The organism is Agromyces sp. Y558 (assembly GCF_059445415.1).
This window is the reverse complement of record NZ_JCAIUH010000002.1, coordinates 576,971-587,223: the sequence shown is the minus strand read 5'-3', so window position 1 is coordinate 587,223 and position 10,253 is coordinate 576,971. Positions and strand designations below refer to the sequence as shown.

Annotated in this window: 10 protein-coding genes; all 10 read right to left on the bottom strand. The window is 67.8% G+C overall.

What is annotated here, in order from left to right; translation table 11 throughout:
- Positions 1-217 precede the first annotated feature (217 nt).
- The 10 genes from nusB to alaS all read right to left on the bottom strand — a co-directional run bounded on the left by nusB (position 218) and on the right by alaS (position 10,166).
- Entirely contained in the window at positions 218-631 is a 414-nt protein-coding gene (nusB, locus tag AC1C2T_RS14570; protein WP_495360279.1) for a transcription antitermination factor NusB, read from the bottom strand.
- Positions 631-1,194, bottom strand: coding sequence for an elongation factor P (gene efp, locus AC1C2T_RS14565; RefSeq protein WP_495360280.1), 564 nt, complete (start codon positions 1,192-1,194; stop codon positions 631-633). Before efp ends, nusB begins: the two co-directional genes overlap by 1 nt.
- 131 nt (positions 1,195-1,325) lie before the next feature.
- On the bottom strand, positions 1,326-1,763 hold the full coding sequence (locus tag AC1C2T_RS14560; RefSeq protein WP_495360281.1) for a type II 3-dehydroquinate dehydratase: 438 nt from the start codon (positions 1,761-1,763) through the stop codon (positions 1,326-1,328).
- Between the two features lie 64 nt (positions 1,764-1,827).
- Entirely contained in the window at positions 1,828-2,913 is a 1,086-nt protein-coding gene (gene aroB, locus AC1C2T_RS14555; RefSeq protein ID WP_495385762.1) for a 3-dehydroquinate synthase, read from the bottom strand.
- Positions 2,910-3,443 carry a shikimate kinase gene (locus AC1C2T_RS14550; protein ID WP_495360283.1) on the bottom strand — a complete coding sequence of 178 codons (534 nt, stop codon included), beginning with the start codon at positions 3,441-3,443 and terminating at the stop codon, positions 2,910-2,912. The genes aroB and AC1C2T_RS14550 overlap by 4 nt, the downstream gene beginning before the upstream one ends.
- Entirely contained in the window at positions 3,421-4,641 is a 1,221-nt protein-coding gene (aroC, locus tag AC1C2T_RS14545) for a chorismate synthase (RefSeq protein WP_495385761.1), read from the bottom strand. The genes AC1C2T_RS14550 and aroC overlap by 23 nt, the downstream gene beginning before the upstream one ends.
- 66 nt (positions 4,642-4,707) lie before the next feature.
- Positions 4,708-5,538 carry a shikimate dehydrogenase gene (locus tag AC1C2T_RS14540; RefSeq protein ID WP_495385760.1) on the bottom strand — a complete coding sequence of 277 codons (831 nt, stop codon included), beginning with the start codon at positions 5,536-5,538 and terminating at the stop codon, positions 4,708-4,710.
- Positions 5,531-7,030, bottom strand: coding sequence for an endolytic transglycosylase MltG (gene mltG, locus AC1C2T_RS14535; RefSeq protein ID WP_495385759.1), 1,500 nt, complete (start codon positions 7,028-7,030; stop codon positions 5,531-5,533). Before mltG ends, AC1C2T_RS14540 begins: the two co-directional genes overlap by 8 nt.
- Positions 7,027-7,503 (bottom strand): Holliday junction resolvase RuvX, encoded by a 477-nt coding sequence (gene ruvX / locus AC1C2T_RS14530; RefSeq protein WP_495385758.1) that lies wholly within the window; start codon positions 7,501-7,503, stop codon positions 7,027-7,029. The genes mltG and ruvX overlap by 4 nt, the downstream gene beginning before the upstream one ends.
- Before the next feature lie 5 nt (positions 7,504-7,508).
- Positions 7,509-10,166 (bottom strand): alanine--tRNA ligase, encoded by a 2,658-nt coding sequence (gene alaS, locus AC1C2T_RS14525; protein ID WP_495385757.1) that lies wholly within the window; start codon positions 10,164-10,166, stop codon positions 7,509-7,511.
- Positions 10,167-10,253: the final 87 nt, after the last annotated feature.

The following is a 10,253-nucleotide window of genomic DNA, read 5'->3' as shown; positions in this document are numbered from 1 at the left end:
GACGGCCTTAAAGGTTGTCAACTTCGGCAAGTCTATCGTGTCGCACGAGCGGGCACTGCCGAACGGACGCTGCGTTCAGCGGCGGCGGCCGTCCACGGGGTACGTGGCGCCGGGGTCGACGGAAGCGCTCGGAGGCATCCGATCGCGCCGTTTCGACCTCAGTCGTTCGAGGATTGCAGCATCGCGCCCGCGACCAAGTCGCCGAACGCCCGCGCCGTCAGGCCTTCGCGTGCGAGATCGCCGCGAGCAGGCCGTTGACGAAGCCGGCCGAGTCGTCGGTCGAGAGCACGGTGGCCGCCTCGACGGCTTCGGAGATCGCCACGCCGTCGGGCACGGCGTCGTTGTGAGTGATCTCCCACACGCCGATGCGCAGGATCGCCCGGTCGACGGCGGGCATGCGCTCGATCGTCCATCCGTGCGAGTTCGTCTCGATGAGTTCGTCGATCTCCGCACGGTGATCGACGATGCCATCGACGATCTCGCGGGCGTACAGCCACGAGGCGGCTCGTTCAGGCTCTCCGACGGCTTTCTCCGCCTCGACGACGAGCATCTCCTCGACCGGCACTTGGCGCATGTCGGCGGAGTACAGCATGTCGAGCGCGCGTTTGCGTGCTTTGGTTCGAGCGCTCACTAGTCGTTCACTCGGCCGAGGTAGTCGCCCGTGCGGGTGTCGACCTTGACCTTCGTGCCGGTCTCGAGGAAGAGCGGCACCTGGATCTCGTAGCCGGTCTCAACTGTGGCAGGCTTCGTGCCGCCCGTCGAGCGGTCGCCCTGCAGGCCGGGCTCGGTGTAGGTGATCTCGAGCACGACCGATGCGGGCAGGTCGACGTACAGCGGGTTGCCGTTGTTCAGCGCGATCGTGACTGCCTGGTTCTCGAGCATGAAGTTCGCGGCGTCGCCCACGACCGTGCCGGGCACGGTGATCTGGTCGTAGTCGCTCGTGTCCATGAACACGAATCCGTCGCCGTCGGCGTACAGGTAGGTGAAGTCGCGGCGGTCGACGTTCTCGATCTCGATCTTCGTGCCCGCGTTGTAGGTGCGATCGACGGTCTTGCCGGTGACGACGTTCTTGAGCTTCGTCCGCACGAACGCACCGCCCTTGCCGGGCTTGACGTGCTGGAACTCGATGACGTTCCAGAGCTGGCCGTCGATGGAGAGGACGACGCCGTTCTTGATGTCAGCGGTGCTTGCCATGCGTGTGTGTTCCATTCGGTAGCGAAAAAGGCTCGGCCTGAGTCGGCCGCAGAAGTACAGTCGGTCGAGTTTAGTCGCTCGGTTCCAGCTGCGCCAATGCGGGCGGATGCCGCGCTGCGGGAGTGTGCGCGTCAGGCGTGACGCAGCAACCAGTCGACCGCGAGACGATACGAATCGCCGCCGAAACCGGCGATGACGCCGGTCGCCACGCCGGAGATCACACTCGTGTGACGGAACGTCTCGCGAGTATGCGGGTTGGTGAGATGCACCTCGACGAGCGGCAGGCCCGCCTGCTTCAACTGGGCAGCGGCGTCACGGAGCGCGTAGCTGTAATGGGTGAACGCGGCCGGGTTCAACACGACGGGAAGCCGCCGATCAACGGCCTCGTGGATCCAGCCGATGAGTTCGGCCTCGTCGTCGCTCTGGCGCAGGTCGATCTCGACCTCGTCTGATCTGAAGCCGGCGAGCGAGGCACGAATGTCGGCGAGGCTCTCACTGCCGTAGATCTCGGGTTCGCGGGCGCCGAGCCGGCCGAGGTTCGGGCCGTTGAGCACGAGGATCGTCGTCATGCGAAAAGCCTAGCGTCGAGGCCCCCTTCGACAGACTCAGGGGGAACACCGTCGCCCTGTTCGTTCAGGAGGCGATCTCCTGGTAGGCAGCGAAGAGGAGCGACTGGTCGGGCGCGAGCATGACGGTCGGCTTCGCGAGGTCGTCGAGCACGATGAATCGGAGCTGGCCGGCGCGGGCTTTCTTGTCGCGCTGCATGGTTGCGAGCAGGGTGCTCCAGCGTCCGGCGGGGTACGACGTCGGCAGGCTCAACAGGTCGAGAACCCGTTTGTGTCGATCGGCGACCTCGTCGGAGAGGCGGCCGGAGAGGCGGCCGAGCTCGGCCGCGAACGACATGCCGACCGCGACGGCAGCGCCGTGCCGCCATTGGTACCGCTCGGCGTGCTCGACCGCGTGGCCGAGGGTGTGCCCGTAGTTCAGGATCTCGCGCAGCCCCTGCTCGGTGAGGTCTTCGGAGACGACGTCGGCCTTCATCTGAATCGCGAGCTCGACGACGCGCCTGAACTCGGGCGTCGCCGGGTCGGTCGCGGCCTCGGGATCGGCCTCGATGATGTCGAGAATCTCGGGGTAGCGGATGAAGCCCGCCTTCACGATCTCGGCGAAGCCGGCGAGGATCTCGTTCTTCGGCAGTGTGTCGAGCACGTCGAGGTCGCAGATCACGGCAACGGGCGGGTGGAAGGCCCCGACCAGGTTCTTGCCCTCGTTGGTGTTGATGCCGGTCTTACCTCCCACAGCTGCGTCGACCATGCCGAGCACCGTGGTCGGCACCTGCACGACCCGCACTCCGCGGAGCCACGTCGCAGCGACGAAGCCCGCGAGATCGGTGACCGCTCCCCCACCGAAGCCGACGATCGCGTCGGTTCGAGTGAAGTCGGCCTGCCCGAGCACCTGCCAGCAGAATGCGGCGACCTCGACGCGCTTGCCGGCTTCGGCGTCGGGCACCTCGGCGAGCAGCACCTGGTACCGGTCGGAGAGCGCTTCGCGCAGCTCGGCGGCGCGAGCACCGAGCGTCGCAGGGTGCACGATGAGCACTTTCGTCGGTGCCGTGCCGAGCACATCGCCGAGCTCGGCGATCACTCCTCGGCCCACGATCACGTCATAGCCCGATTCGCCGCCGACGCGGATGCTCGTGCGTGCCTCGTCTGCCGTCATCGTGTTCCTCCGAAGTGCTCGGTGATGTCGTCGACGATCCGCGCGACCGAGCGGCGCGAGGTGTCGATGCCGAGATCGGCCAGTGCTTCGTAGATGGGGCGGCGCGCCTCGAGGATCGCCGTCCAGCGCTCGAGGCCGCCTTCGGCGAGAAGGGGACGGTTGCCGCCGGCGAGTCTGGGGGTGACTGCTGATGCCGAAACCTGGAGCCACACCACGGGCAGGTCGGCCAGGTCGTCGCGAGTGTCGGCGTGCAGCACGGCGCCGCCGCCGAGCGAGACGACCGCCTCCTCACGGAGCGCCTCGACGACGACCTCGCGCTCGACGATGCGGAAGTACTCCTCACCCTCGCGTTCGAAGATCTCCTCGATCGGTCCGTAGCGGTCGACGATGCGCAGATCGGTGTCGATGAACGGTGCACCGACGGATGTCGCGAGCCGCTGTCCGACCCGGGACTTGCCCGCGCCCATCGGACCGACGAGCACGATCGGCAGGGCGAGGCGCGACGTCTCAGGCACCGTCTGCCGCGGCATCCGCCGATGCGACCGCCGTGCGGAGGGTTTCGGGAATCGCAGCGAGGTATGAGTCGAGGTTGCGGCGCGTCTCGGCGACCGAGTCGCCGCCGAACTTCTCGAGCACCGCGTTCGCGAGCGTGAGGGCGACCATCGCTTCGGCGACGACGCCGGCAGCGGGCACGGCGACGACATCGGAGCGCTGGTGGTGCGCTGCGGCGGCCTCCCCCGTGGCCACGTCGACGGTCGGCAGCGCGTGCGGGATGGTCGCGATCGGCTTCATGCCGGCTCGCACGCGCAACACGGTGCCGGTGGACATGCCACCCTCGGTTCCGCCCGCGCGGTCGCTCGAACGCGAGATACGCCCGTCTGCGACGTGCAGTTCGTCGTGTGCCGCAGAGCCGCGTCGCGTCGTCGTGAGGAAGCCGTCTCCGACCTCCACCCCCTTGATCGCCTGGATGCCCATGAGGGCAGCGGCGAGTTGCGAATCGAGCCGGCGGTCCCAGTGCACGTGCGAACCAAGACCGGGCGGCACGCCATAGGCGAGCACTTCGACCACGCCGCCGAGGGTGTCGCCCTCCTTGTGGGCGAGGTCGACCTCGGCGACCATCGCGGCCGAAGTCTCAGGGTCGAAACAGCGCAACGGATCGCCGTCGAGACGGTCGACGTCGTCTGGCATGGGCAGCGGCCGCCCCTCGGGCACTCGTACCGGCCCGATCGCGAGCGTGTGCGCGACGAGTCGAATGCCGAGTTCTCCGAGGAACGAGCGGGCGACGGCACCGAGCGCGACGCGGGCGGCGGTCTCACGGGCGCTCGCCCGCTCGAGCACGGGCCTGGCCTCGTCGAAGCCGTACTTCTGCATGCCGACGAGGTCGGCGTGCCCCGGCCTCGGGCGAGTCAGCGGCGCACCGCGACCGCGCCCGAGCTTGGCAGGGTCGATCGGCTCGGGGCTCATGACCTCTTGCCACTTCGGCCATTCGGTGTTGCCGATGCGCAGCGCGATCGGACTGCCGAGACTCAGGCCGTGCCGCACGCCACCCGAGATCGCGAGCTCGTCTTGCTCGAACTTCATGCGGGCACCCCGGCCGTAGCCGAGCTTGCGTCGCGCGAGGTCGGCGCGAATATCGTCGAGCGAAACGGGGATACCGGCGGGAAGACCCTCGAGGATCGCGACGAGCTCAGGGCCGTGCGACTCTCCGGCAGTGAGCCAACGGAGCATGCTCCCATCCTTCCACAGGCTCACGCACGAGACTTGCGCATGACGCACGCGCGGGAACGTACTCGATCAGCTGACGGCGTCGCGCATGACGGCGAGCACGCGCTCTTCACCGTCGAGGGCGACGGCCGGGTCGCCATGCACGAAGACGCGCACCTGGAGCAGCGCCTGCTGCAGGAGCATCCCCAGGCCGTGCACGACCGTGCCGCCGCCGGCGAGCCAGTTTGAAGCCAGCGGCGTCGGCCACGGATCGTATGCGACGTCGAGCAGTGCGGCGTTCGAGATGAGCGCCGCGGATGCCGCGACACCGATGTCGGAGCCGCCGGGAATCGTGCTCACCACCAGATCGACTGCCTCGACCGCCGCGAGATCGGAGATCGCGCCTTCGGTGACCTCGACGCCGAGCTGCGGCCCCAACGTAACGAGTGCCGCCGCCGCGCCGGGTCGTCGCACGAGCACCTGCACGCGGTGCGCGCCGATCTCCGCCATGGCGACGAGCGCCGATGCCGCGGTGGCGCCGCCGCCGAACAGCAGTCCGTCGTTGATCTCGTTCACGCCCGCGTCACGCAGCGTGCGTACGATGCCGCCCACGTCGGTGTTGAACCCTCGCCGAACTCCATCGTCGAAGAGCACGGTATTCGCCGCCCCCGTGAGCGCCGCGATCCCGTCGACGGTGTCGAGGAACGGCAGCACCTCCTGCTTCAGCGGCATCGTCAGCGAGAGCCCGCGCCACTCATCCCCCCGGCTCTCGATGAACTCACGAAGTCCGGCCCCATGCATCTCGATCGCGGTGTACTGCCAGGGAAGACCAAGCAGTTCATAGGCGGCTCGGTGCAACGCCGGGCTCTTGGAATGCGAGATCGGTGAGCCGAGCACCGCAAGCCGGCGAGGTTCATTCACAGTACGAAGCGTTCTCGTCTTGCGCGCACCATTCCTGTAGCTGTGCCACGGCGGCCTCGTGCTCGTCAACCGTGGTTGAGAAGACCGTCTCACCAGATTCGAGGTTCACCGGCACGAAGAACAGCCAGCTGCCATCAGCGGGTTGGATGGCAGCGTTGATGGCGACGTCGCCCGGGTTGCCGATCGGGCCGACCGGCAGACCGGGGTTCGCATAGGTGTTGTACAGGTTCGAGGCGTCGGCACGTTCCTCGTCGGTGGTCCAGACCGTGTGCGTGTTGCCTGTGCCATATGCCACGGTCGCGTCGGATTCGAGATTGATCCCCTGGTCGAGTCGGTTCTGGAACACACGTGCGACCTTCGGGAAGTCAGTGACATCCGATCCCGCCTCGCGCTGCACGATCGAGGCGAGCACGATGGTCCGCCAGCGCTGATCGGTCGGCACGCCCGCGGCATCGAGCGCTTCGAACTGTCGGTCCACGAGGGTCTGCAGCACGGTGTGCGCGTCGAGCTCTGGCTCGAGAGTGTACGTCGCCGGGAAGAGGAAGCCCTCGAGCGTCGTCGCTTCGGCTGGCAGCCCGTAGCTCGCGGGCGGCTCGGCCGCTGCCGCCTGCAGCTCTTCGATGGGCACGCCGGAGCCCTCGGAGATCGCGACGAGCGCGTCGGGCAGAGCCGTGCCCTCGGGAATCACGAAGGTGTTCTCGAGCTTGTTCGCAGGATCGACCAGGGCGTCGAGTGCTGCCTGCGCACTCATCTGCTCAGCGAGCTGGTAGGCGCCGGGGTGGAAATCGGGCTCGGGGGTCTGCTCGAGCAGGAGGTCGTAGAACGCGTCGTACGACGCTGTGATCCCCTCATCGACGAGGTTCTCGGCGATGCTCGATCCGGTGTCGCCGTCGTGGATCATGAACACGACCTCGCCGGTACCTGCGCCGGAGTAGTCGGCGGCCGGGGAGAACCGCTCGATGAGCGCGTTGATCGGCCCCTGCAGGAAGAAGAATGCACCGGCGCCGAGCGCGATGACGACGAGAAGCCCGACGAGGCATCCCCACGCACCGCGTTTCTTGGGCTTTTCGGGTTCGTAGGGATCGGATGTCACTGTGCGGCGCTCCGCCCGCGACGGTCGCGCCGGCTCGGGCTCGTCGGACGTCGGTCTCTCGGGCACCGGTGTCTCGGGCACCGCCGCAACCCAGTCGTGCGTCGGGACCGGCCGTTCCGACGGCGCTGCAGCCCAGTCGGGCATCGGTACCGGGCGGTCCGTCGCCGCGGCTTCCGCTTCGGCCGCACGGCGTTGCTCCGCCTCGCGCGCCTCGCGCCGAGTCATCGGGCGGTCTTCTGCGCCGCCCTGGGTCGGCCCGACGGAAGCGGCGCCCGGTGCGGGCGCGGCATCCGTACGAACCGGTGGCGACGTCGGCGGCTTGCCGGCAAGCATGTCGTGCCAGTCGGTTGCCGCGCGGGCGGCGGCGTCGTCGTTGTGCTCTGGGGGGAGCTGGGTCACAGGGGGGATGGCCCTTCGTCAGTGTCGATCGTGCGGCCGGGCGGGCGGCCGGAGGTCCGTTCAGCGTCAATGGCGTGTTGCAAAATGATAACGGCTGCAACCTGGTCGACGATGGGACGTTGCTTGCGCGTCGACTTTCCCGCCGCACGAAGCGCCTGCTGGGCGCTCACGGTGGAAAGACGTTCGTCGACCAGCCGCACTGCGACTCCCCCCTCCGCAAGTCGCTCAGCGAAGGCCACCGCATCGTCCGTCGACGGGGTCGCAGCGCCCGAGAGCGAGAGGGGGTTGCCGACCACGACCTCGATCACGTCGAGTTCGCGTGCGATGTTGAGGATTCGAGTCACGTCGGCGTCACCGTCGGCTGCGCGGGGAACCGTCTCGATGGGGGTCGCGAGCAACGCTCCGGCGTCGCAGCGTGCCACGCCGATGCGCGCTCTGCCGACATCGACGCCGAGTCTCACCCCGAGTCGCACGAGCGCTACCCGCGGAGCGCCGAGCGCACCGCGTCGAGTGCAGCAGGGATCGCCGCAAGATCGCTGCCGCCACCCTGGGCGAGGTCGGGCTTGCCGCCGCCGCCGCCGCCGAGCACGCCGGCCATGGTCTTCGCGAGCGCACCGGCGTTCGCACCGGCATCGCGAGCGGCCGGTGAAGTCGCCACGATCGCCACGGGTTTGCCGCCGACCTCGGCGGTCAATGCAACGACGGATGCCGCGTCGCCGAGCTGCGCCCGCACAGCGAGCGCAAGCGCACGCAACTCGTCACCGGAGCCGAGCGCCCCGACCATCTCGGCGACGAGCAGCACCTCGCCGGTGCGCACGGCCTTGGCTGCCAGAGCCGGCACACGGTCGTTCAGTGCCCGAGCCTCGAACGTCTGGATGCGCTTCTCGGCTGCTTTGAGGCTCGACACGAGCTCGCCGACACGGTCGACGAGCTGCTCCGGCCGGGTCTTCAGCGTGGAGGTGAGTTCGGAGACGAGCGCGCGCTCCGATGCGAACCTCCTGAACGCATCGAGGCCGACGAGCGACTCCACACGGCGATTCGAGGCGCCGACGGATGATTCGCTGACGATGTTGATCATGCCGACTTCGGAGCTCGTCGCCACGTGCGTGCCGGCGCAGAGCTCACGCGACCACGGACCGCCGATGTCGACGACGCGCACGACATCGCCGTACTTCTCGCCGAACAACGCCATCGCGCCGAGGGACTTCGCCTCATCGAGTGGCATCTCACGGGTGATGACCTGGAGGTTGTCGCGGATCGCGGCATTCGAGATCTCCTCGATCTCGCTGCGGGTCTCTGGCGACAGGGCGGAGTTCCAGCCGTAGTCGAGCCGGAGGTAGCCGGCCTTGTTGAACGATCCCGACTGGTGCGCGTTGGGGCCGAGTACCTGCCGGAGTGCGGCGTGCACGAGGTGGGTGCCCGAGTGCGCCTGCGTGGCGCCGCGACGGTACTGTTCGTCGACGAGCGTGGTCGCAGGCACGCCGACGCCGACCTCACCGGAGGTCACCTTCACGGTGTGGCTGATGAGGCCCTTGATGGGCCTTTGCACGTCGAGCACCTCGAGCTCGAATCCGTCGCCGACGATGCGTCCCTGATCGGGCGCTTGTCCGCCCGACTCTGCGTAGAGCGAGGTCTCGGCAAGGATGACTTCAGCGGTCTGCCCTGCCGTCGCGAACGGCACCGGGCGGCCGTCGACGAGGAGGCCGAGCACCGTCGAGCCCGTGGCGAGCTCGGTGTAGCCCGTGAAGATGGTCTCGCCCTTTGCGCGGAATTCGGCGTACACCGAGAGGTCGGCGAGCACCTTCTTCTTCGACTTCGCGTCGGCCTTCGCGCGAGAGCGCTGCTCGGTCATGAGTGTGTCGAACGCGGCGCGATCGACGGCGAGACCGGCTTCGTCGGCCATCTCGAGGGTGAGCTCGATCGGGAAGCCGTAAGTGTCGTGCAGGAGGAACGCAGTGTCGCCCGCGAGCTCGGCGCGGCCCGACTGCTTGGTCTTGGAGACCGCCAGGTCGAGGATCGACGTGCCGGCGGTGAGCGTGCGGAGGAAGGTCTCCTCCTCACCGATCGCGAGCTGCTCGATGTGCGCGTAGTCGGTCGCGACCTCGGGGTAGGCGGACTTCATCGCATCGCGAGACGCCGCGAAGAGCTCGCGGAACGTCGGGCCCTCGACGCCGAGAAGCCTCATTGCACGGATGCTGCGGCGCAGGAGTCGACGCAGGATGTACCCGCGCCCCTCGTTCGACGGGCTCACGCCGTCGCTCATGAGCATGAGGGCCGAGCGAACGTGGTCGGCGATGACGCGCATACGAACGTCGTCGTCGTGGTTCGCACCGTAGCGACGGCCCGAGATCTCGGCAGCGCGATCGAGCACCGGGCGCACCTGGTCGATCTCGTACATGTTGTCGACGCCCTGCTTGATGAACGCGACACGCTCGAGACCCATGCCGGTGTCGATGTTCTTCTTCGGCAGCTCTTTCACGATGCGGAAGTCGGTCTTCGACGTCACGTCATCGATGAGGTACTGCATGAAGACGAGGTTCCAGATCTCGACGTACCGGTCGTCATCGGTCGCCGGGCCACCGTCGATGCCGTACTCGGGGCCGCGGTCGAAGAAGATCTCCGAGCACGGGCCCGCAGGGCCCGGCTGGCCGGTGTGCCAGTAGTTCGTGTCTTTGCCGAGGCGCTGAATGCGCTCTTCGGGAAGACCCGCGATCGACTTCCAGAGCTCGATCGCCTCATCGTCGTCTTCGTAGACGGTCACCCAGAGGTCGTTCGGCTCGAAACCGTAGCCGCCGTCGTTCTCAGAATTCGTGAGCAGCTCCCACGCCATGCGGATGGCGCCCTCTTTGAAGTAATCGCCGAATGAGAAGTTGCCGCTCATCTGGAAGAAGGTGCCGTGACGCGGCGTCTTGCCGACTTCTTCGATGTCGTTCGTGCGGATGCACTTCTGCACGCTCGTCGCGCGCGGGTACGGCGCGGGCACCAGACCGGTGAGGTACGGCACGAAGGGCACCATGCCGGCGACCGTGAAGAGCAACGTCGGGTCATCGGACACGAGCGAAGCCGAGGGTACGACGGTGTGGCCGCGCTCGGCGAAGAAGTCCAGCCAGCGCTGGCGGATGTCGGCAGTCTGCATGTTTCCGTTTCTCAGTCTTGCCCGGCGCAGCCGGGCCATCAGATTCGCGTGCGGCCCGTTCGCGTCGGCTTCGTTCGCGTCGGCTTC

Coding starts and splice junctions, on each gene's coding strand:
- aroC (WP_495385761.1), bottom strand. CDS start 4,641: ATGCTCCGTTGGCTCACTGCCGGAGAGTCGCACGGCCCTGAGCTCGTC.
- aroB (WP_495385762.1), bottom strand. CDS start 2,913: ATGACGGCAGACGAGGCACGCACGAGCATCCGCGTCGGCGGCGAATCG.
- efp (WP_495360280.1), bottom strand. CDS start 1,194: ATGGCAAGCACCGCTGACATCAAGAACGGCGTCGTCCTCTCCATCGAC.
- AC1C2T_RS14550 (WP_495360283.1), bottom strand. CDS start 3,443: ATGCCGCGGCAGACGGTGCCTGAGACGTCGCGCCTCGCCCTGCCGATC.
- alaS (WP_495385757.1), bottom strand. CDS start 10,166: ATGCAGACTGCCGACATCCGCCAGCGCTGGCTGGACTTCTTCGCCGAG.
- AC1C2T_RS14560 (WP_495360281.1), bottom strand. CDS start 1,763: ATGACGACGATCCTCGTGCTCAACGGCCCGAACCTCGGCCGGCTCGGC.